This window comes from Microcystis ichthyoblabe FBCC-A1114 (assembly GCF_050500245.1).
Classification (GTDB): Bacteria; Cyanobacteriota; Cyanobacteriia; order Cyanobacteriales; family Microcystaceae; genus Microcystis; species Microcystis ichthyoblabe_A.
On record NZ_CP191408.1, the window covers coordinates 3,962,899 to 3,984,457 of the forward strand.

General features: G+C 41.5%; 24 protein-coding genes and 1 pseudogene. 17 read left to right on the forward strand and 8 right to left on the reverse strand.

Going from position 1 to position 21,559, the window contains the following annotated elements:
* Nucleotides 1-139: 139 nt before the first annotated feature.
* Nucleotides 140-529: pseudogene (locus ACQY1Y_RS19185) on the forward strand (IS1634 family transposase); the annotation flags it as partial.
* 147 nt (nt 530-676) lie between these two features.
* On the opposite strand, the gene ACQY1Y_RS19190 reads toward ACQY1Y_RS19185, so the two are convergent.
* On the reverse strand, nt 677-1,069 hold the full coding sequence (locus ACQY1Y_RS19190; RefSeq protein WP_079209787.1) for an aspartyl protease family protein: 393 nt from the start codon (nt 1,067-1,069) through the stop codon (nt 677-679).
* Nucleotides 1,062-1,280, reverse strand: coding sequence for a hypothetical protein (locus ACQY1Y_RS19195; RefSeq protein WP_002753442.1), 219 nt, complete (start codon nt 1,278-1,280; stop codon nt 1,062-1,064). Before ACQY1Y_RS19195 ends, ACQY1Y_RS19190 begins: the two co-directional genes overlap by 8 nt.
* A gap of 199 nt (nt 1,281-1,479) precedes the next feature.
* Between ACQY1Y_RS19195 and ACQY1Y_RS19200 the strand changes: the two genes are divergently transcribed.
* The 3 genes from ACQY1Y_RS19200 to ACQY1Y_RS19210 all read left to right on the forward strand — a co-directional run bounded on the left by ACQY1Y_RS19200 (nt 1,480) and on the right by ACQY1Y_RS19210 (nt 2,483).
* Entirely contained in the window at nt 1,480-1,677 is a 198-nt protein-coding gene (locus ACQY1Y_RS19200; RefSeq protein ID WP_002738180.1) for a type II toxin-antitoxin system HicB family antitoxin, read from the forward strand.
* 2 nt (nt 1,678-1,679) lie between these two features.
* Entirely contained in the window at nt 1,680-1,892 is a 213-nt protein-coding gene (locus tag ACQY1Y_RS19205; protein ID WP_002776326.1) for a type II toxin-antitoxin system HicA family toxin, read from the forward strand.
* A 315-nt stretch (nt 1,893-2,207) separates the two neighbouring features.
* Complete coding sequence (locus tag ACQY1Y_RS19210; RefSeq protein ID WP_110543635.1) at nt 2,208-2,483, forward strand: hypothetical protein; 276 nt, start codon at nt 2,208-2,210, stop codon at nt 2,481-2,483.
* A gap of 963 nt (nt 2,484-3,446) precedes the next feature.
* Here ACQY1Y_RS19210 and ACQY1Y_RS19215 read toward each other — a convergent pair.
* From ACQY1Y_RS19215 to ACQY1Y_RS19225, 3 genes are all read right to left on the reverse strand, one after another.
* Nucleotides 3,447-5,657 (reverse strand): hypothetical protein, encoded by a 2,211-nt coding sequence (locus tag ACQY1Y_RS19215; RefSeq protein WP_430014696.1) that lies wholly within the window; start codon nt 5,655-5,657, stop codon nt 3,447-3,449.
* A 55-nt stretch (nt 5,658-5,712) separates the two neighbouring features.
* On the reverse strand, nt 5,713-5,889 hold the full coding sequence (locus ACQY1Y_RS19220; RefSeq protein ID WP_002735384.1) for a hypothetical protein: 177 nt from the start codon (nt 5,887-5,889) through the stop codon (nt 5,713-5,715).
* Between the two features lie 64 nt (nt 5,890-5,953).
* Complete coding sequence (locus tag ACQY1Y_RS19225; protein ID WP_430013367.1) at nt 5,954-7,486, reverse strand: NHLP bacteriocin system secretion protein; 1,533 nt, start codon at nt 7,484-7,486, stop codon at nt 5,954-5,956.
* Nucleotides 7,487-8,033: 547 nt separating this feature from the next.
* On the opposite strand from ACQY1Y_RS19225, the gene ACQY1Y_RS19230 reads away from it, so the two are divergent.
* From ACQY1Y_RS19230 to ACQY1Y_RS19240, 3 genes are all read left to right on the forward strand, one after another.
* Nucleotides 8,034-8,636 carry a DUF3782 domain-containing protein gene (locus tag ACQY1Y_RS19230; RefSeq protein ID WP_430013368.1) on the forward strand — a complete coding sequence of 201 codons (603 nt, stop codon included), beginning with the start codon at nt 8,034-8,036 and terminating at the stop codon, nt 8,634-8,636.
* Nucleotides 8,637-8,922: 286 nt separating this feature from the next.
* On the forward strand, nt 8,923-10,659 hold the full coding sequence (locus ACQY1Y_RS19235; protein ID WP_430014653.1) for an IS1634 family transposase: 1,737 nt from the start codon (nt 8,923-8,925) through the stop codon (nt 10,657-10,659).
* Nucleotides 10,660-10,702: 43 nt separating this feature from the next.
* Nucleotides 10,703-11,281, forward strand: a complete 579-nt coding sequence (locus ACQY1Y_RS19240; RefSeq protein ID WP_430013369.1) for a DUF3782 domain-containing protein — start codon at nt 10,703-10,705, stop codon at nt 11,279-11,281.
* Between the two features lie 498 nt (nt 11,282-11,779).
* On the opposite strand, the gene ACQY1Y_RS19245 is transcribed toward ACQY1Y_RS19240, so the two are convergent.
* Nucleotides 11,780-12,637 (reverse strand): IS5-like element ISMae4 family transposase, encoded by an 858-nt coding sequence (locus ACQY1Y_RS19245; protein ID WP_420065461.1) that lies wholly within the window; start codon nt 12,635-12,637, stop codon nt 11,780-11,782.
* Between the two features lie 99 nt (nt 12,638-12,736).
* On the opposite strand from ACQY1Y_RS19245, the gene ACQY1Y_RS19250 reads away from it, so the two are divergent.
* The 9 genes from ACQY1Y_RS19250 (at nt 12,737) to ACQY1Y_RS19290 (ending at nt 18,823) form a co-directional block, all read left to right on the forward strand.
* On the forward strand, nt 12,737-13,288 hold the full coding sequence (locus ACQY1Y_RS19250; protein ID WP_430014697.1) for a DUF3782 domain-containing protein: 552 nt from the start codon (nt 12,737-12,739) through the stop codon (nt 13,286-13,288).
* 123 nt (nt 13,289-13,411) lie between these two features.
* Complete coding sequence (locus ACQY1Y_RS19255) at nt 13,412-16,009, forward strand: tetratricopeptide repeat protein (protein ID WP_430013370.1); 2,598 nt, start codon at nt 13,412-13,414, stop codon at nt 16,007-16,009.
* Nucleotides 16,010-16,081: 72 nt separating this feature from the next.
* Nucleotides 16,082-16,303 carry a hypothetical protein gene (locus tag ACQY1Y_RS19260; RefSeq protein ID WP_002736659.1) on the forward strand — a complete coding sequence of 74 codons (222 nt, stop codon included), beginning with the start codon at nt 16,082-16,084 and terminating at the stop codon, nt 16,301-16,303.
* Nucleotides 16,281-16,538 (forward strand): hypothetical protein, encoded by a 258-nt coding sequence (locus ACQY1Y_RS19265; RefSeq protein ID WP_002737575.1) that lies wholly within the window; start codon nt 16,281-16,283, stop codon nt 16,536-16,538. The genes ACQY1Y_RS19260 and ACQY1Y_RS19265 overlap by 23 nt, the downstream gene beginning before the upstream one ends.
* Nucleotides 16,539-16,554: 16 nt before the next feature.
* Nucleotides 16,555-16,866: a tetratricopeptide repeat protein gene (locus tag ACQY1Y_RS19270; protein ID WP_430013371.1), complete on the forward strand. Its 312-nt coding sequence runs from the start codon at nt 16,555-16,557 to the stop codon at nt 16,864-16,866.
* Between the two features lie 93 nt (nt 16,867-16,959).
* Nucleotides 16,960-17,202, forward strand: coding sequence for a hypothetical protein (locus tag ACQY1Y_RS19275; RefSeq protein WP_002735297.1), 243 nt, complete (start codon nt 16,960-16,962; stop codon nt 17,200-17,202).
* Between the two features lie 2 nt (nt 17,203-17,204).
* A complete protein-coding gene (locus tag ACQY1Y_RS19280) occupies nt 17,205-17,612 on the forward strand; it encodes a type II toxin-antitoxin system VapC family toxin (RefSeq protein ID WP_008197333.1) in 408 nt (135 codons plus the stop codon).
* A gap of 501 nt (nt 17,613-18,113) precedes the next feature.
* Complete coding sequence (locus tag ACQY1Y_RS19285; protein WP_002737075.1) at nt 18,114-18,428, forward strand: nucleotidyltransferase domain-containing protein; 315 nt, start codon at nt 18,114-18,116, stop codon at nt 18,426-18,428.
* Nucleotides 18,425-18,823, forward strand: a complete 399-nt coding sequence (locus ACQY1Y_RS19290) for a HEPN domain-containing protein (protein ID WP_002736237.1) — start codon at nt 18,425-18,427, stop codon at nt 18,821-18,823. The genes ACQY1Y_RS19285 and ACQY1Y_RS19290 overlap by 4 nt, the downstream gene beginning before the upstream one ends.
* A gap of 291 nt (nt 18,824-19,114) precedes the next feature.
* On the opposite strand, the gene ACQY1Y_RS19295 is transcribed toward ACQY1Y_RS19290, so the two are convergent.
* Nucleotides 19,115-19,636, reverse strand: coding sequence for a DUF2062 domain-containing protein (locus ACQY1Y_RS19295; protein ID WP_123230562.1), 522 nt, complete (start codon nt 19,634-19,636; stop codon nt 19,115-19,117).
* Nucleotides 19,637-19,700: 64 nt separating this feature from the next.
* Between ACQY1Y_RS19295 and mnmE the strand changes: the two genes are divergently transcribed.
* Entirely contained in the window at nt 19,701-21,074 is a 1,374-nt protein-coding gene (gene mnmE / locus ACQY1Y_RS19300; RefSeq protein WP_430013372.1) for a tRNA uridine-5-carboxymethylaminomethyl(34) synthesis GTPase MnmE, read from the forward strand.
* A 62-nt stretch (nt 21,075-21,136) separates the two neighbouring features.
* Here the strand turns inward: mnmE and ACQY1Y_RS19305 are convergent, their stop codons facing one another.
* The gene (locus ACQY1Y_RS19305; RefSeq protein ID WP_104396203.1) at nt 21,137-21,454 is read right to left on the reverse strand and encodes a polyhydroxyalkanoate biosynthesis repressor PhaR; all 318 of its coding nucleotides are present in this window, start codon (nt 21,452-21,454) and stop codon (nt 21,137-21,139) included.
* Nucleotides 21,455-21,559 lie beyond the last annotated feature (105 nt).

A 21,559-nucleotide genomic window follows, 5' to 3' on the forward strand; every position in this document is an offset into this window, starting at 1 on the left:
CCCCATACATATATACCATAATAGCCAAAAACCCTTATCCATCAATGGATGCGCCCCATTAACCTTTCTTAATGTACCCATGTAATTTGTAACATTTCTTAATGGACAAGAATTCTCTCCATTTGCTAAAATAGTGGTCATGTACATAGAAAAAGTTCCTAACCGTAATTCCCCCCCCGCCATTCTTCTTCGAGAGTCCTACCGAGAAGGAGATCAAGTCAAAAAAAGAACCCTTGCCAATCTCTCAAAATTACCCGATGATATTATCGACAATCTGAAACTGGCTCTTAAAGGAGCAACACTGTCCATGAATGAAGGCATTCCCAATCATTTTGAAGTGATTAGAAGTCTTCCTCATGGTCATGTAATGGCTATTTTAGAGACGATTAAAAAATTGGGTTTAGATAAAATAATCAGTGAAAAATCCTCACGAATCAGAAACTTAGTGGTGGCGATGATTGTGGCAAGAATCATCAATCCTAAATCGAAACTAGCCACAGCGAGAGGGTTTAATAGTGAGACTTGCAGTGCGATCGCCGATCTTGTAGGGTGCGTTAATGAAATGTAACGCACCTTATCTAACCCCAGTTCGGGTTAAGCAGCGGGGGGTAAAGCCCATTCCATCTTCAAGGAGGGTTTTTTCGGCTGGTGACAGTAAGCAATCAAACCACCCTTATTAGAAGCGGATAATTTCGATCGTGCATCGCGATCGTTGAAAACAGACATCAAATTCTCGAAAAAAGTTTGTTTGCCCAAGAATTAAGGGTATCTGAGAGGTTTTTGCCCAAGCAAAGGCTAGACGAACAGGTTCCAAATTCCCAATTTGAACATACACAAATAACCCTCGTGCTTCAACCCTTGCAAGATTTCCGGCCAATGGCAAGCGGACAGTTTGTTCCTCCCAAATTGCACCCAATTGCAGCCCGATGTCGTAAGGTAATAGATTGACCGTAGATCCGGTATCCAGCAGGGCATTCGCAGAAACAGAAAGGCCTGCATGACTCAGAGTGATGGGAATCGTGGGTAATGCTTCATCGTCGGAAAGGGGAAATTCGACTGTACTAGGCATGGGTAGATGCCTCTCGGTCATCCTGAATCATATGCATCAGAATATTGGCGGCTTCCGTGGCATCGTAGGGCGACCAAATCGGATACTCTGATGCGGAAAAGATAACCTGTAGTTCAGCATCCGGGATTTGTGCAGCTAGGAGTTTGAAGAGTGATAATTTGTCTGTCTGGCTCAGATTGTTGACCAGAAGAATTAACTCAGTGAGTGACATGGCTTAAACTTCTAGATATGCGAGAATAAATTGATCATAAGCGATCTGTGAGGTACGGTCTAACAATCCCGTTGCACACCGACCGTATCAGGTTGGTCGGTGCTGAGTAACAAGAACCACATCATGTGTTGCTACAATTTGATCCCACATCCATAATTCTATCAAGCTAAAATGGAGTGCTATCTAGAAGGAACTTATGATGAAATACAAAATTGTCCTTTATCGTTCTGAAGAAGGAATTACTGTTGGCGTTCCTGCGCTCCCCGGTTGTTGGTCCGAGGGAGATACTGAGGAAGAGGCATTAACCAATATCCAAGATGCAATTCGTGAGTATCTTGCAGCCTTAGAAGAACGCTTGCAAGATGGGGAAATTCGTGAAATTGAAATGCAGGTGTAACTATGCCTAGAATTCCTGGCGTAAATCACCTAGATGCAGTACGAGCCTTGGAGAAGGTAGGCTTTCGGATCATTCGCCAAGGCAAACATATCATCATGAGTGATGGGGTGCGTCAAGTTGCTCTTCCAAGGCACAATCCAATTAAGGCATTTACAATGGGTGGAATTGTTCAAGATGCTGGTTTGACAGTCGCAGAATTTCGTCAACTATTATGAGTGCGATGCCAAAGGCACTGCGTAGCAGATCGCCTCGCCCGTAGGTTGGATTGACCCAAGGAAACCCAACATCAATCAACTCATAACAGAGTGCGATGCCGAAGGCACTGCGTAGCAGCACGCCGATCTTGTAGGGTGTGTTAATGAAGTGAACGCACCTTATCTAATGTTCAAAATCCGTGGGTTACGCTAACGCTAACACAGGCTACATCATATCGATCGCCAAGATTAAGTGATTGCCAAACACACCCTATCAATTCAAAAGAGCGAGATCGTTCAGGTTAACATGGAGAAGGCAGTCAATGGGGCAAGGCTATGACAGTTCGGCAAAGGCGTTACAGCAAAGAGGAGATGGCTCGTCGGGGGAAAGAACTCTACGAGTCTGGCATTCGGCAGCAAGTCGAAGCGGGTAATGAGGGTAAAATTATCGCGATCGACATCGAAACCGGAGATTTTGAGGTTGATGAAACGGTCGTAGCTGCAACCAATCGGCTATTTGAGCGTAACCCTGATGCCCAGCCTTTTGGAATTCGGATTGGACACCCTGCCGTGTATCACTTTGGTTCGCGGAGCTTAAATAAGAATTCATGATACGCGGAGTTGTGAATTTGCGCCGTGAAGCTACACTTTCCCTTGTAGCCGTAGGGTGCGTTCCCTAATGCAAGTCCTACTGTTCCACCAATAGATTTTGGGGAACGCACCATGCACATTGATTGAAGCTGATTTTTCTTGGTATATTGGCAAAACGCGGTTAACTTGAGTTTCAGTCTGTCCAATTTGTCACCTTTAGAGAGGTTAGATTGTCGATGGAAAGTAGCGATCGCGTAGTCTGGCGCTATGCTCAAGAACACGAGATATTGAGTTAGATTCAGGAACGGAGGTACTGGCAAACTGTAATTGCGGGCTTGATTCGATCCGCTATAATTAAGAAACTATCCTTTGTCTACAAGGGGTACACCACACCTTTCCGAGTTGATGGGACTAAGACGGCAGACTAACACGACTATCGAAAGATAGTCCGCTGTGTGGGCAATCGGGTTAATCCTTAGTCCCTGATCTCCACTGTTATCTTTCCTGCAAAGGGAGAGCAATGCCGGTTCACTCGATCCGGAGGAAGACAGTGTTAAAGGGAAGTAAGCTCAACGGCAACGGGCAGCGCAAATCAAACCAGTCACTTCAGTCTTTTTGCCAAAGGCTAAAGGTGAGTATCAAGCGTCTAGATAAAACTTCTCGATCTTATTATCGAAGATTTAGATTAGTTATTAGGCGTTTTTTACCCTTCTTACAGGCTATCGCTGCACTCATTGCAATCGCTAAATCTCTAGGGTTCTTGTAACCCAATCTAAGTTCGTAAGGCAAGGGAGAGATGTTTCTCAATCTTGCCTTTAACGTTAGTAGAGGAAGTGCGATCGCTGATCTTGTAGGGTGCGTTACGGCGAATTATTAATTTTAGTTTTTTGACTAAATTGATAGCCGCCTAACGCACCCTACACTCTACTGAATATACAGCCCTGAGAGCAGAAATCCTTCAGGCTGATAATATTTGCCTATTACCTATTGGGTGTAGGCAGGTAAGTCTTGACTCATTTGATTTAAGTTGCTGGCAATGGCTTTCATCGTCATAAAAGCCGAGCTAAAGGCGATTAGCTCATTTAAGGGATAACTTCGACTCTCAACCCGCAAGCTCAGTAACTGCTTCTCAAGAGATTCAATTTCTTGGATGAGCAATCCTAACTTTGGTGGGTTGAGAATTACCTGGGCAGCGATCGCCTCAGCCATTTGATCAAAAGCGATCGCGGTCTGTTGTGCGATCGCTTGTAATTCAGGTAAAAACTTTTGTCGTATCGGTTCAGGAAGCGGTTGCTGTAGCCCATCTTGTAAAGCATCCAGTTGAGCCGAGAGTTTTTGTTCGTAGCCCATGGAGAAATTCCAAAAATTTTTGTTTTTAGTTGCTAAAACTGTGGAAATTTGTTCGAGACTGGCAATCTTAACCGAGGCTGGATGTTGAGCGATCGCCACTGTGATGGCCTGCTTCAGTTGGGGGATATCTGACGGTGGTATCGTATCCTGAAAATAGCCTGACAGCAGTTTTTGATATAGCTGTCCCATTTTCTTAAAAGTCACAGAAAAATCTGTTTCCAGTTGGTTTGTAGCCGATTTTGTCATAAATACAGTGGTCAGCAACACCCCCAGAAACGCACCTACGGGAACTGAAATTAGTGCGGCCCAAATTCCTTGCTCGAAAAAAGGAAAAATATCCTTCCCGATGGCATCGGCTGCTACAATCGCACCGATGCGAGCGATGGGCGTAAACCCCAGCCAAGCACAACTGAAGTAGGCGAAAAAATAAGCCAGACTGCTACTAAAAGGATTATAACCAAAGGACTTGACCAACAGGTAAATACAGAGAATCGTCAAACTCAACGAAACAGTGGCCGCCCAACCGATCGCGATCGCTCGACCCCTTGTCGGTTGAATGACAGTGACCACTGCACCTATGATCACAATATCTGCCACTTTTTCGTAAGCAGAAGGATAGGGAAACTCGATGTGACGAATAATAGCCAGTAACAAACCAATAACCACGCCAAGACTGACAATTTCTCTCAGGCGTTTTAGGGATATAGGGGCCCATTTGGGAAAGGTAATCAGGTGTCTTCGTCTGAAAGTTGCAGTTACTTTGGTTTTATCGATTATCCTGCCTCCTAATCCCTCGCATTGTTGGATAAATCGAGATACAAGTTGAATAAATTGATAAAACTGTAGTGATTCTTGAACATCATACCGATCAATCTCTCCACTTGTTCGGAGATGATCAAGTTTACCCCCAATATTCGCTAAATCTTCTTCTAATTCTGTCAGGTAGGGGGTAGCTAAGATTTTTTGGCCGTTACTCAAATCCCTCAAGCTATCAAAGCTGTCGGTAAGATGAGTCGCCAATTGGTTTAATTCATCACTGAACTGATGCACTAAATTTTGTTCATGCTTTTCGCCCTTAAAAGCCATCAGATCAGCTAATTGTCGAGTCAATTGGTTCTGAATTGCCAAGATTTCACTCCAATTTTCTGCCACCAATATCTCACTACCGAATTCATGGGTTGCTTTTGTGAGTATTGAAAGGCTAGTTTGTGTTGATTTTTTAATCTGATTGAGTAAGTTAAGCTCGTTCTGCTCAATAGAAAGAGAATAATCCCGCTCCTCGACCTCAGTTTTTAAGTGGCGATCGAGGATTTTTTGGAACAAGCGCGGTATATCTTGAAGGATTCCCATCAAGTTCCGGTTGAGATCGGATCGAGTATTCTGGGGCCAAAATAGTAAGGCCACAGCAATTCCCACAGCGATTCCGATCCAGTTATCGATCAGGCGCGACCGCAAATAGAGCCAGATATCTTGTTGTGCTGATGTTCCTACCACTCTCATGGCAATTAAAGCGCCCAGTAGTGTGGCTTGGGAATAAGCGGCTTGCCATCGGTAAGTTTCACAGATCAGGGCGGCTAAAATGTAGGTGAGAGAGGGAATGACAAAAAAACTTGAGCCTTGGATTCCGTAGGCGTTCACCAGGATAGCGGCAATGATTCCCCCCAAAGCACTTCCCCCCAAACGCCCCAAACCTGCCGCAATCGCACCTCCCATCGATGGCTCAATCAGTACAGAGACATACCCAAAGACGGGATAGACAAAGTTGTCTAATACATTTCCTCGGTGCCAAAAGAAACTCGTTAAGAGAGCAGCACCCAGGGAAAATTTCAATCCCTGTCTGATCATTAGCCCGTTTTTACTGTCCAAGGTATCTCTATATCCTTTTTCGACTTACTCATTGTTACCCATTAATCGCTCGCTCAATCCCATATAAAATCAGTGCCAAAAACGTCACCAACCAAAACCAAAGCTGAGGAGGCTCACTATGGATCAAGATTACTAAGACAAACGCTGCGGCAATAATCCACCACTTAAACCACCAAGTCCACCATTGAGAACGTCTTTTCGGATTTTCCATATTAGGTTTAACCGTTTATTCTAGTCGTTGTTTCTTTCAGCTACTTACGCTCGCAAGATTGTGGTTAACGGTCGTACACCCCTGTAATCCAGCGAAAAGCAGGGGTTATATAACTCACTAAAGAACGCTCTTCTACCACAGCATGGACATCTGCGGTAGTCCCGTTGGTAATTCTTTGGGGCGCTCCCTTGGCTTGAGTCCAGTAAAAACCACTCGGTGTATTGCGATCGACCTTCAGCGCTAAAGTGGCTTTGATAACACTTGCATTGACGGGTATAGGCTTATCGCGATCGTCTTCATCTCTACCCAGAAACAGTTTGCTGGCGAGTTCATGACTTCCGACTATATTTGCTAGTTCTGCCACAGTTACCGGCTGCTGATCGACGGTAATTACCTTAGCAACGATACCCCCATAGCGTTCGCGATCATAGAGATCGGGAACGACTTCTACTTCCTGGCCCGGTTCTAATCGTTTGGCATCACCGCTCTTAAACAAGGCCACCACGTTGGTCTTGGCCTTTAGATTGGAGACTTCTAACGTACCGATGCGCCCCCCCGGAGCCAAAACTTCCCCCGGATTAACAGATAAGTCTAAAATCTGGCCGTTGTACAGACTCACTACATTTTTGTTGGCTTGAATAGTGGTTTTTAACGTATTAATCTCTCGTTGCTGGTCAGCGATCGCATTGTAACGAAGAATATCACTGGCTGTATCTTGCAGGTCTATTTGCCGTTTTTCCGTGTTTAGTATATTATTCTGGGCCGTCAATGCGTTCATCTGCGCTCGCAGGCTTTCATCAACCCCCTTCAGGCGATCAAGTTCTATTTGGACGCGATTGATACTATTAGAAGCCTCTAGATTATTGAACTGAAACAAATAGGAGGGAAAATCTAGCTTGGCGACAGCCCCCTCTTCGATAAGTTTATCGTAGGCGGCTAGTCTTTCATCCGTTGAGTTCTGGAAATTTTTAAGATATCGAGCATGGGAGAGATAGGCTTCTCGCTGTTTTTGATTACTGGATAATTGAACTTGAAGTGCTTTAATCTGAAGCTGATTCGCCTTTTGCTGGCGATCTATTGAGGCTGCATTCAATTGGCGACGACTCACTTCAATAGAGTCAACTCTTTTATCCTGCTGCTTGAGATCTGCTAGTCTATCCTTTTTATCTTTTAATTCTGTTTCTAATTCAGGAAACTCTAAAGTTGCCAGTAATTGCCCTTTTTTGACAGAATCTCCCGGTTGAATCAGGAGGGTTAACACCCGTCCACCTTGACGGGGTTCGATATTAACAATAGAACGAGGAATCAAAATGACCGCTCGTCCTTGAATAGGAGTCGGAATCTTACCAACTATCGCCCAATAACTCAGTCCTCCGAGCAAAAGACCCAACGGCATTAAGCGCAGGATTATCTCCCCTAATCTTCCTGTTGGCTCCGAATATTTAAACGGTTTTTCCGAATCAATTTTAGGATCAATTCCCGTTTTTATTTGATTATTATCCTGATGTTCTATCCTAGCCTGCGTTGTTTTCTTCGCACCCATATCTGGCTGCTGATGATTCTGATCAGACATAGATTCTGCTTGATTTTTTGCCATTGTACTGAAATGAGTAAAAATCACTTAATTTGTAACATTATAAGCATTCAGAGGATATTACTTTAGACTAGAAAAATCCTCTGAAAAAATCGCTCAAGCTATTTTTGACATAAGATAACTAGGCTACATCGAAAGATTTACCGAAGGCTCAAACCTTTAAAATTTCCTGTAAGAAACCTAATAAAGTATTACTCTTGATGTGACCTAAAACAACCTAATTAGGGATCAAGTGTTTGAGTCCAACACTCCGACTAGAGAGATAATCTATCGAACGAGTTTACACCATTCTAGCTTCTAACTTACATAAGGCGCATAGCTTTATTGTAACCGTTCAGGGGGGGGATGTCAAGCCGCCAGTGGCATTGACTCAGTGGAAGGACTCTCCAGGGGCAGCACAGAGATGGATACTACTCTTTCACATTAGCCGCTCTTTTCCACGTCTTTTTAGATTATCAGATTTTGTCACCCCCTGAACGGTTACTTCAAGGGAGAAAAAGCGATCGGGCTATAATAGAGAAAATTTCATTTTAACTTGAGAAAATTCATTATGACAGCCACTATTGAAGACATTCGGGCAATACTAAAGGAATTGGCCCAATCCCAACAAGAGTTATCCCAATCCCAACAAGAGTTATCCCAAGCTCAACAAGAGTTATCCCAAGCTCAAAAAGAAACGGATAAACAAATCAAGGAAACAGATAAGCAAATTAACAGAGTTAGTAAGCAGATTGGGGAGTTGGGCAATGGTTTAGGAGAGTTTGTCGAGTGGCAAGTACGTCCTGCGGTGGTGCGTCTTTTTCAAGAGCGGGGTATTGATGTGCATGAGTTTCACCCTGGTATTTCGGTAAAACGGGATAATGAGGGTTTAGAGATTGATCTATTAGTAGTGAATGATACGGATGCCATTTTAGTGGAGGTCAAAAGTAAGTTAACTCAAAGGGATGTGGATGAGCATTTACAACGTTTGGCGAAGTTTAAGCGGTTAATGCCTCGTTTTCGAGATGTAAAGGCCTTGGGAGCGGTGGCAGCGATGATTGTTCCCAATGAGGTGGCGAGTTATGGTTGTCGTCAGGGTTTGTTTGTGTTGGTGCAGTCAGGAGAAAATGTAATAATTTTAAATGATGCAGAGTTTACGCCCCGGGTTTGGTAGGTTTAGCTTTCGTTCCACCCCCTCGCTCTTGAGAAATATATCTTAAAATACATTTTACCCACCAAATCCAAGAGAGCCGATTCCATTCCTGCCAATAATCAACTTAACTTGAGAAAATTCATTATGACAGCCACTATTGCTGAACTTCCCCCATACATATATACTATAATAGCCGAAAACCCTTATCCATCAATGGATACGCCCCTTAACTTTTCTTAATGTACCCATGTAATTTGTAACATTTCTTAATGGACAAGAATTCTCTCTATTTGCTAGAATGATAGCCATGTATATAGAAAAAGTTCCTAACCGTAATTCCCCCCCCGCCGTTCTTCTTCGGGAGTCCTACCGAGAAGGAGATCAAGTCAAAAAAAGAACCCTGGCCAATCTCTCAAAATTACCCGATGATATTATCGACAATCTGAAACTGGCTCTTAAAGGCGCAACACTGTCCATGACTGAAGGCATTCCCAATCATTTTGAAGTGATTAGAAGTCTTCCTCATGGTCATGTAATGGCTATTTTAGAGACGATTAAAAAATTAGGTTTAGATAAAATAATCAGTGAAAAATCCTCACGAATCAGAAACTTAGTGGTGGCGATGATTGTGGCAAGAATCATCAATCCTAAATCGAAACTAGCCACAGCGAGAGGGTTTAATAGCGAGACTTGTAGTCAGAGTTTAGGACAATTGTTAGACTTAGAGAAAGCCGATGAAGACGAATTATATAACGCCTTAGATTGGTTATTAGAAAAACAAGAGAAAATTGAGAAGCACCTAGCAATTAAACACTTAGAATCAGGAACATTAGTCTTGTATGATGTCACTTCTACCTACCTAGAAGGAAATGGTTGTGAACTGGGAAAATATGGTTATAACCGAGATAAAAAGAAAGGGAAAACTCAGATAGTTTTTGGTCTGCTCTGTTCAGCCAAGGGTTGTCCGATAGCGGTAGAAGTATTTGAAAGAAACACCTCAGACGGTGCTACTTTAAGCGGACAAATTGAGAAAGTCAGAAAGGGTTGGGTGATTGAGAATGTGGTCTGGGTAAGCGATAGAGGAATTTTAACTAACTCGAAAATCAACGAATTAGTAAAACCGATAGAAGGATTAGACTATATTACTGGTTTAACTAAGCCTCAAATTCGGAAACTGGCTGAGGTAGAAGTGATTCAATTAGGATTATTTGATCAGGTAAACTTGGTGGAATTTGAGAGTGAAGATTATCCCGATGAAAGATTAATTGCTTGTCGGAATCCCTTCATTGCCCAGAAAAATCAACTACAAAGAGAGGCATTATTAGAAGCGGTAGAGAAGGAACTAGATTTGATTGTTCAGGCGACTCAAAGGGAGAAAAGAGCTTTAAAGGGTCAAGATAAGATAGCTTTGAGAGTGGGCAAGATTCTTAATCAGTTTAAGGTCAATAAATACTATAACTTAGAGATAACAGAAGAAGGCTTTTCTTATCAGCGTAAGCTGGAATTAATCGCTCAAGAAACGGCCTTGGATGGTGTGTATGTGTTAAGAACTTCTCTGGAGTCAACCTTGATGGATGCAGCGACAACGGTTAAAGCTTATAAAAGTTTGTCTCAAGTGGAGGAGGCATTTCGCTGTTATAAGTCAATTGATTTAAAGGTACGTCCTATCTATCATTATAAGGGTGATAGAGTCAAAGCTCATATCTTTTTATGTATGTTGGCTTATTATGTGGAATGGCATTTAAAACAGTGCTTGGCTCCTTTGTTATTTGAGGATGAAGAAATTGATGATGGTTCTCTGAATGTGATTAAAGCGAGTCGCAGTGAATCCGCTCAGTCTAAAGAGAGAAAAAAACGGAATCAAGAGGACTTTCCTGTGCATAGCTTTCGGACTTTGTTGGAAGACCTGGGGACAATTTGCTTGAATACAGTGGAATGTACGATTAGGGAGGGAAGTTATCGTTTTTCTAAGATAACTCGACCGACCCAACTGCAACAAAAAGCGTTAGATTTATTGGGAGTTTCCCTGATTTGTACCCAGTAACGGGGCGGCGTAAATTCTCTTAATTCCTCCTACAGCATAGGTTATGGCCTTTTGTCAACGGGGAAGTCCAGCTATTGAAGAGATTCGGGCAATACTAAAGCAATTAGCTCAATCCCAACAAGAGTTATCCCAATCCCAACAAGAGTTATCCCAAGCTCAAAAAGAAACAGATAAGCAAATTAACAGGGTTAGTGAGCAGATTGGGGAGTTGGGCAATCGTTTAGGAGAGTTTGTCGAGTGGCAAGTACGTCCTGCGGTGGTGCGTCTGTTTCAGGAGCGGGGTATTGATGTGCATGAGTTTCACCCCGGTATTTCGGTAAAACGGGATAATGAGGGTTTAGAGATTGATCTATTGGTAGTGAATGATACCGATGCCATTTTAGTGGAGGTCAAAAGTAAGTTAACTCAAAGGGATGTGGATGAGCATTTACAACGTTTGGCGAAGTTTAAGCGGTTAATGCCTCGTTTTCGAGATGTAAAGGCTTTGGGAGCAGTGGCAGCGATGATTGTTCCCAATGAGGTGGCGAGTTATGGTTGTCGTCAGGGTTTATTTGTGTTGGTGCAGTCAGGAGAAAATGTAATAATTTTAAATGATGCAGAGTTTACGCCCCGGGTTTGGTAGGTTTAGCTTTTTCTCGAAATCTTATAGGTTCTGTGCGATCAGTTTAACTTACAATATGAGCGATCTTTGTGTCCTTTGTGTCTTTGTGGTTCGTTCCACCCCCTCGCTCTTGAGAAATATATCTTAAAATACATTTTACCCACCAAATCCAAGAGAGCCGATTCCATTCCTGCCAATAATCAACGCTAAAATTATACTAAATCGCTTGAGTATAGGCTACATCACTTTAACTTGAGAAAATTCATTATGACAGCCACTATTAGAACTCTTGCAAATTAATTATATGTTATAATGATGGGTTAACTAATTTTCCCCAAAAAATTAGTTAATCAGTACATTCGTCCTGAATGAAAACTTGAAGTTTAACTTTTAACTCAAAACTCTTTAGAGCTGCTTTAATTTGGTTATCAAAACCTCTTTATTTAAGCGGCACAAACTATCTCAATTATAAAAATTGAGAATAAATTCTCCTTGACTTGATTAATCTTTAGGCAACTTTTAAGAAGCTGCTATACCTATCCCTAACTCACAGTTATAAATAGCCGCCAACAAGTTAACTCTTAAACTATATCTTCGACGACGATTCCGATATTTACAGGATAAGATTTTAAAGATTTTGAGTTTCCTATTTATATGTTCAATGATAATCCTTTCTTTGGCTAAAGCCTTGTTATACTCTTTTTCTAACTCTGTTAATTTTCTATTTTTCGATTTCTTTTTCGGTGTATAACTATTACTATGGTATGCAGCTATTCCCTGATAACCACTGTCTTCTATGCTGGTAGTTAAAGGATGAAAACGAACTCGACTTTTTTTAAATAAACTAAAATCATGACCTCTACCTTTCCCACAAAAGACACAGATAATTTCCTCGGTATTTTGATCAGCTACTAATTGGGATTTTAAAGTATGATAACCTCTTTTACCCGAAAAAAAATCTTTCTGTTTCTTTTGGGGGCGTTCAATGGGAGTTTCCGTCACATCCATTACCGTTACGACCGGTATCTCTGCTTGATTGAGTAAAGCTTTTTTTCCTTTTAAACGGAAGTTTCCCGATTGTAAAAGCATTTTTTCCGTCTTATTTACAATCCGACATATAGTTGATTCTGATAGTTCCCAGCTTGTACCAATGTGAAAATATGTTCTATATTCTCGCCAATATTCTAACGTTACTAAAACTTGTTCTTCTATAGATAGTTTAGGTTTCGGTCCCCTTTTAGATGGTGAATTAGAGTCGGCTTCAACACTTTTTACTGATTCTACCATCTTTCTATATGTTTGTTTGTACACACCGAAACGGCGTTTGAATTGTTCATCTGATAAGTTTTGATAATCCATAATTTTGCTAATAAACATAGCAAAATTATAGATGATTTCCTGACCTAAGATCACATTTTATTCTTTTTTCCACTTCAATCTAAGAATTGAGAAAAAAGCAAAACCTTATATTATACCATAAAAAAATTATGCAAGAGGTCTATTGAAGAGATTCGGGCAATACTAAAGCAATTAGCTCAATCCCAACAAGAGTTATCCCAAGCTCAAAAAGAAACAGATAAGCAAATTAACAGAGTTAGTAAGCAGATTGGGGAGTTGGGCAATCGTTTAGGAGAGTTTGTCGAGTGGCAAGTACGTCCTGCGGTGGTGCGTCTGTTTCAGGAGCGGGGTATTGATGTGCATGAGTTTCACCCCGGCATTTCGGTAAAACGGGATAATGAGGGTTTAGAGATTGATCTATTGGTAGTAAATGATACCGATGCCATTTTAGTGGAGGTCAAAAGTAAGTTAACTCAAAGGGATGTGGATGAGCATTTACAACGTTTGGCCAAGTTTAAGCGGTTAATGCCTCGTTTTCGAGATGTAAAGGCTTTGGGAGCGGTGGCAGCGATGATTGTTCCCAATGAGGTGGCGAGTTATGGTTGTCGTCAGGGTTTATTTGTGTTGGTGCAGTCAGGGGAAAATGTAATAATTTTAAATGATGCGGAGTTTACGCCCCGGGTTTGGTAGGTTTAGCTTTTTCTCGAAATCTTCTAGGTTCTGTGTGATCAGTTTAACTTACATTATGAGCGATCTTTGTGTCCTTTGTGTCTTTGTGGTTCCTTCCATTCCCTCGCTAGGAGAGATGTATCAATGATAGAACAGATGAAGAAGCAATTTTTTGTCAGCTATAATGGGCGTGATGAGCAGTGGGCAGAATGGATTGCGTGGATACTCGAAGAAGCGGGTTATTCTGTCATTATTCAAGCTTGGGATTTTCGCCCCGGCAATAATTTTGCTTTAGAAATGCAGAATGCGACTGCTCAAGCTGAAAAAACGCTCGCTGTTCTCTCCAGTAACTACTTAAATGCGCTCTATACCCATCCAGAATGGGCGGCAGCTTTCGCTCAAGATCCAAAAGGTCAAAAAAGAACTTTAATCCCCATTCGTGTCTCAGAATGCGAAATTAAGGGGCTGTGGCAACAGATTGTTTATGCAGACGTGGTTAATCTTTCGGAAGCTGAGGCGAAGGATGTGGTTTTAGCCGCATTGCAGGAGAGGGCAAAACCGACGCAAGCACCGGGCTTTCCGGGAGTCAGTCTTCCCCCTGCTGAACGTATTACGCCGCAGCGAGTGGATTATCCGGGGGCAGAAGTTCCCCATAATTTAGCCAAGGCGCGTACTGGGGCGGTTAATTTCGTGGGGCGTGAAGATGCAATGGTACAACTGCACCACCAGTTACAGCAACAAGAAAGAATTGCGATTACCGCCGTCGTTACGGGAATGGCAGGAGTCGGCAAGACAGAATTAGCACTCCAGTATGCGCTATATCATAAGAAAAAATCAACTTATCCCGGCGGTATTTGCTGGATAGGGGTGCAAAGTGAAACAGTGGGGGTACAACTATTAGATTTTGCTAAGTCACTGTTGGGTTTGTTTCCCCCTGAAGATTTGAATTTGCGGGGGCAATTGGATTATTGTTGGGCGAGATGGCAACCGCCGGGGGATGTACTGCTAATTTTAGATGATGTGCATCAGTATGAGGAAATCCAAGATTATTTGCCTCCCCAAGAACAACGCTTTAAGGTATTGATTACGACGAGGCAACATTGGCTGGCGGCATCTTTTGAGCAGTTGCGCTTACCCGTTTTAAGCGAATCAGCCGCCCTTGCTTTACTGGAATCTCTGATTGGTGCGTCGCGTCTGCAAGCTGAATTAGAGGTAGGGAAGGGGCTATGTGCGTGGTTGGGTTATTTGCCTTTAGGGTTGGAATTGGTGGGGCGTTTCCTCAAGCGGCGTACTAATTGGACATTGGCGAGGATGCAGCAGCAGTTGATAGATAAGGGTTTACAGTTGTCTGCTTTGCAGAATCCTTCGGGAGATATGACGGCGCAAAGAGGGGTAGAGGCAGCTTTTGAGGTAAGTTGGGAGGAGTTGAATCAGCCAGCGCGGGATTTAGGCTGTTTTCTCAGTCTCTTTGCTTTGGCTCCTATTCCTTGGCGGTTGGTGATAGAAAGGTGTTTGTCTGCTGAAGATGAGGAGGAGTTGGAAGATATTAGAGAGGAGCAATTACTCAATCTTCATCTGTTGCAAGCAGTAGAAGGAGAAGTTTATCAGTTTCATCCGTTGGTGCGAAAGTTTTTTCAAGCTAAGTTAGCGCTGCGAGAGGATGGGGATGAGTTGAAATGCTCCTTTTGTCGGGGTATGGTTGAGGAGGCAAAGACTATTCCTCAAAATCCAACCAAGGAGCAAATAGAAGCCGTCGCCCCATCTATTCCCCATATTGCGGAGTCAGCGACAGAGTTGGAACAATGGCTAGAGGAGGATGATTTAGGTTCACCTTTTGCAGCATTGGGACGATTTTATAAGGGACAAGGATTCTACGATTTAGCTGAACCTTGGTATGAGCAATGTCTAGAAGTAAATCGCCGCCGATTGGGAGAAGAACATCCCGATGTTGCATCTTCCCTCAATAATTTAGCATTATTGTACCAATCTCAAGGAAAGTACGAACAAACAGAACTCCTCTTATTACAAGCTTTAGAATTGTGTAAACGACTATTAGGAGAGAATCATCCCAATGTAGCATATTGCCTCAACAATTTAGCAGGATTGTACGAATCCCAAGGAAAGTATGAAGAAGCGGAACCACTCTATTTACAAGCATTAGAATTATTTCAACGACTCTTAGGAGAAAATCATCCTAATGTAGCATATTCTCTCAACAATTTAGCAGGATTGTACGAATCCCAAGGAAAGTATGAAGAAGCGGAACCACTCTATTTACAAGCATTAGAATTATTTCAACGACTCTTAGGAGAAAATCATCCTAATGTAGCATATTCTCTCAACAATTTAGCAAGATTGTACGAATCCCAAGGAAAGTACCAAGAAGCAGAACCCCTCTTTTTACAGGCATTAGAATTGTTTCAACGACTATTAGGGGAAGATCATCCCGATGTAGCAACTCCCCTCAACAATTTAGCAAAATTGTACAATTCCCAAGGAAGGCACAAAGAAGCAGAACCCCTCTTTTTACAAGCTTTAGAATTGAGGAAACGACTCTTAGGGGAGAATCATCCCGATGTAGCTGATTCCCTCAATGGTTTAGCAAAATTGTACGATTCTCAAGGAAGGTATGAAGAAGCAGAACCTCTCTATTTACAAGCATTAGCAATTGCCGAGCAAGCTTTAGGGGAGAATCATCCTACTACTGTTAAGATTCGGGAAAACTTAGAGTCGCTCCCGTAGGATGGGTTATTAACCCATCCGATAATACAACAATATAAAATAATACAATCACCTTCAATCAACCAAACAATCATGACTACACTCAAAGATATTGAATCCGCAATTCTCCAGTTGCCTGACGAAGAAATCCATCAATTATCAGCTTGGTTACAAGACTATCTTGATGATAGTTGGGACAAACAGATAAAAAACGATCTCGAATCAGGGAAACTCGATCGACTATTACAAAAAGTCAACAATGATATCAGTAACAATCAAGTTAAGCCTTTAGATGAAATCCTTAACAACTCCTGATTTTTGGCAATGTTATGCCAACTTACCTCCCTACATTAAGCAACAGGCAAAAAAAGCCTATCGTCTCTGGATTAGTAATGTTTTCCATCGATCATTACATTTCAAGAAAGTAGGGAAAAATGTCTGGTCAGTCCGAATAACTGAGAATTATAGAGCTTTAGCATTGAAAAAAGGTGAAGATTATTACTGGTTTTGGATTGGTTCTCATGATGAGTATGAAGAGTTAATTAAATAGAAGGAGAAAATTAACCATGCTAGATCCTAAAGAATTTCGCAATATTATCCACCAAGATTTTACTGAAGTTACCTCACAGGAATTTCTGGCAAATCAAAAAAAATACTGTCCAGAAATTTTTGAAGGCGATAACTATCCCAATATCACTGAAAATCTTAATAATTTAGCAAAACTCTACCAATCTCAAGGAAGATACGAAGAAACTGAACCACTCTTAATACAAGCTTTAGAATTGAGAAAACGACTATTAGGGGAGAATCATCCTACTACTGTTAAGATTCGGGAAAACTTACAAACGCTGCGACAACAGCAACATCCATCGTCTTAACTGTGATTGATGGGATTATGGGATGGACTATAATTGAATTAATCACTGATAACTGATATAGGCTATAGTTGAAGAACTTACAAAGGTAAAATTATGACCATTAAAGAACAACTAATTCATGAAATTGAAACAGTATCCGATGAGGTAATAGAAGAAGTTTTTGACTTTTTATTGTTAGCCAAAATCAAACATCATCGATCGCAAGAACAATCTAAACCTTTCGCGCGATTTATCGAAGAACTCACTGCTGATATTCCTCAAGAAGTTTTAGATACCTTACCAACCGATAGTGCAGAGCAACATGATCATTACATCTACGGTACTCCTAAACATTAACCATGAAGCAAATTTTTGCCGACACCTTTTATTGGATCGCTTTACTCAACCCCAAAGATGACTGGCATCAAATCGCACTCAACTATGCTCATAATTGTATCAATGATCAACTAATAACAACGGATGGCATTATTGATGAGATACTGAACTATGCTTCATGTAGAGGAACTATTATGAGACAGAAAGCACTCTTAATGTGTACGCAAATGCTACGGGAAAAAACAATACAAGTTATTTCCTATACACCAGAATTACGTCAATTAGGTTTTGAATTATATAAACAACGGTCAGACAAAGGTTATAGTATTACAGACTGCATATCAATGATAATTATGCAACAAATGGATATTTTTGAAGTGCTTACCCATGACAAGCACTTTACCCAAGAAGGTTTTATTATTCTTTTTTAAAAAATAGAACTACTATAAAATGGAGTCAACGACTATTAGGAAAAATCACTCTACTATTGTTCAAATTCGGAAAAGTTTACAAATGATGCGACAACAGCAATATCCATCGTCTTAACTGTGATTTATGGGATTATGGGATGGACTATAATTGATCATTGATGAAGACTTGCTGAATACAACACAATCATAGTATTCATTCAATCATTTCAATCATAGTTTGGACTTATTATGGGATTATGGGATGGACTATAATTGATCATTGATGAAGACTTGCTGAATACAACACAATCATAGTATTCATTCAATCATTTCAATCATAGTTTGGACTTATTATGGGATTATGGGATGGACTATAATTGATCATTGATGAAGACTTGCTGAATACAACACAATCATAGTATTCATTCAATCATTTCAATCATAGTTTAGACTTATTATGGGATTATGGGATGGACTATATTGTTAATATTGTTTTGCAGTACAAAAAGGTAATAAAAAATCATGGACAAACAACTATTACTCAATAAAATTAAACAAGCAGTACAAGCGATCGAACCACAAGCGCAAATATTTCTTTATGGTTCACGGGCGCGAAACGATGCTCAACCAGACTCTGATTGGGATATATTAGTATTAGTTGATGGGATCACTAACCCTACTCGCACATCTCAAATCCGTCGTCAAATTTATGAAATCGAATGGGAAACAGAAGAAGTTATTTGTACCATTGTTCGCAGCAAAAATCAATGGGAACATCCCTTATTACAAACTACTCCTTTCTGGCAATCAGTTAACAAAGAAGCTATTATGCTATGAGTAAAAATTCCCCTCACGATCAACTAATTAGGTATCGTTTAAATCGTGCAGAGGAAGCTTATCAAGATGCTTGTTCTCTTGCTGATGGTGCAAGATGGAATAGTTGTATCAATCGTCTGTACTATAGTTGCTTTTATGCTGTTACGGCTTTACTTGCTTATGATAATCTCTCATCTCCAAAACATACAGGTGTCCGTAGTCTCTTCAACAAAAACTACATCCGTAGCGAAATTATTTCAAAAGACTTTGGTGCAGTTTATAACGAATTATTTGAATACCGTCTCGAAGCAGATTATACAGACTTTGCAGATTTTGATGAATTACAAGTTCTTCCTTTTATTGCAAAAGTGAGAGATTTTTTAAATATAATTTCAGACCTGCTTCCTACTGATTAAATGACAAAAGTATTGTATGTCAATACATTAAGTAAAGAGCATCTCAATACACAAATGATTCGTAATAATTTACAAATGATGCGACAGTCACATCCATCGTCTTAACTGTGATTGATGGGATTATGGGATGGACTATAATTGATCATTGATGAAGACTTGCTGAATACAACACAATCATAGTATTCATTCAATCAAATAACAGTTTAGACTTATTGTGGGATTACCGTAGGTGCTTCTCATCGATGCCTCTTAGATTACCAGATTTCGTCCCCCCCGAACGGTTACAATTTATCAGCGTTTTCTCCTTGTTTGTCGCCGGTGATACCGTTGATGAACTAGGCGATAGCTAACAAAATAGGTTATAGTAGCAAATACCGTCGCTGATAGTAAGCAACCAAAAAACAGGGTCAAAAGAAATTGGCCGCCAGAACTAGCTAACTTTTCGATGAAGCTTTGATTAGTTTGAAAAATGTCACCCACATTCGATCGCCCGCTTTGACCAAGAATAAACTCTCCCAATCTATAATTAAACAGGAAAATCGGCAGATCGGTCACGGGATTGCTGATATAAGTACCAGCAGCAGCGGCAATTTTGTTGGCACGAAATAGGGTAGCTAAAAAGATAGCGATGATGATTTGAAGGCCGATCCACGGGAAAAATCCCGAAAAAACTCCCAAGGCAAAACCCCTGGCAATTTCCCTAGGATGTCCTTGTAATCGCATTAAGCGAATATACCAATAGCGCAAAAATCGCAGTAAGCGATTACTTGAATATTTGCGGCTTTTTCTCGCTTTTAATGACCTTGAGCGCATATTTTCGGGATAAATGCTGACAAAATTGATCCTGACTTCAATTTTAGCAAGGAGTGATTAAGAGATGTTAAACACAGGGGATACGATCGCCGCCATCGCTACGGCGATCGTTCCGGAACAGGGTAGTATCGGTATTGTCCGTTTATCCGGTAGTCAGGCAGTGGCGATCGCTCGTCGGCTTTTCCATACCCGCAATCGTCAAAAATGGCAAAGTCATCGTCTTCTCTACGGTTATATCCGGCATCCCCAAAGTCAGGCAATTATCGATGAAGCTTTGCTGTTGCTCATGTTAGCGCCCCGCTCTTTCACCCGCGAGGATGTGGTGGAATTTCACTGTCATGGCGGCATTATTCCCGTACAACAGGTGTTACAGTTATGTCTAGAAAATGGGGCGCGTTTGGCCCAAGCGGGGGAATTTAGCCTGCGTGCCTTTCTTAACGGCAGAATTGACCTAACTCAAGCCGAAAGCGTCGTCGATCTCGTTGGGGCGCGTTCTCCCCAAGCGGCACAATTTGCCCTCGCTGGGTTGCAGGGGAAACTCGCGCAACCGATCCGCCATTTGCGGGCCACCTGTCTCGATATTTTGGCTGAAATTGAGGCCCGTATTGACTTTGAAGAGGATTTACCGCCCTTGGATTGCGAGGCGGTTCTCCATAGCATAGAACAGGTTTTTTGTCAAGTAAATTTAATTTTAGCCACCGCCGAGCGCGGGGAATTGCTGCGTAGTGGTCTGAAAGTGGCGATCGTGGGGCGGCCGAATGTGGGTAAATCCAGTTTGTTAAATGCTTGGAGTCGGAGCGATCGAGCGATTGTCACCGATTTACCCGGCACTACCCGCGATATCGTCGAATCTCAGCTAGTTGTGGCGGGAATTCCCGTACAAGTCCTCGATACGGCAGGAATTCGCTCGGCCAGCGATCGAGTTGAACAAATTGGGGTGGAACGTTCCCGTCAAACGGCCCGGTCTGCTGATTTAGTTCTCTTAACCGTCTCCGCAGAGTCCGGATGGACAGAGGAAGATGAGGAAATTTATCGCTCTGTCAGCGATCGCCGATTAATTTTAGTGATTAATAAAATTGATTTAGCTCATCCCGAAACGGTAATTTATCCAGCAGAAATTGAGCGAGTTGTCAAGCTTTCCGCCGCCCAAAATCAGGGTATTGAAGAGTTAGAAAAAACTATTATTAATGCTGTCCAAAATCAAGAAATACAGGCGGCTAATTTGGATTTAGCCATTAATCAACGACAGGCGGCCGCTTTAACTAGGGCGAAAATTGCTTTGCAACAGGTCAAAAACACAATTGACCAAAATTTGCCTTTTGATTTTTGGTCGATCGATCTGCGTACTGCCATTCAAGCTTTAGGAGAAATTACCGGCGAAGAAGTGACTGAATCGGTACTTGATCGCATTTTTAGCCGTTTTTGTATTGGTAAATAAGCAATGAGGAAATCTGGTCAACTGTGTTGGGTTAACTGTAGTCTTGTTGAGGATTGTATAACTCAGATATTACTGGAAAAAAAGACTTTCCAAGCGGCCGTAATAATGGCACTTCCCAAAAGGATAATCAATGTCCAGACCTGATTTTTTTGGGTTCCTTCCACTGATTTTAGCCGATTGTCGATGCCTTCAATTTTCCCGTCTAAAACTTTAATATCCCCTTTGATATCTGCTTGTCCTATCTCAAGTTTTGTTAAGCGATTATCTAATCGATCAAACCGTTCATCAATCTTATCGAATTTCTGGCTAACTTCCTTGATACTGTCTTTAATTTCTTTAAGGACGACATCCAGGGAATAAGTAACAGTTTCGTTAGACATTGGGTCAACTCCTATACTGCATCTGGTTGGATATAATTTTATCTTAGTCTAGGCTTTAAAAAAATTTTCTTTCAGGAGCGGTTAACTGTAGTTTTGTTGAGGATT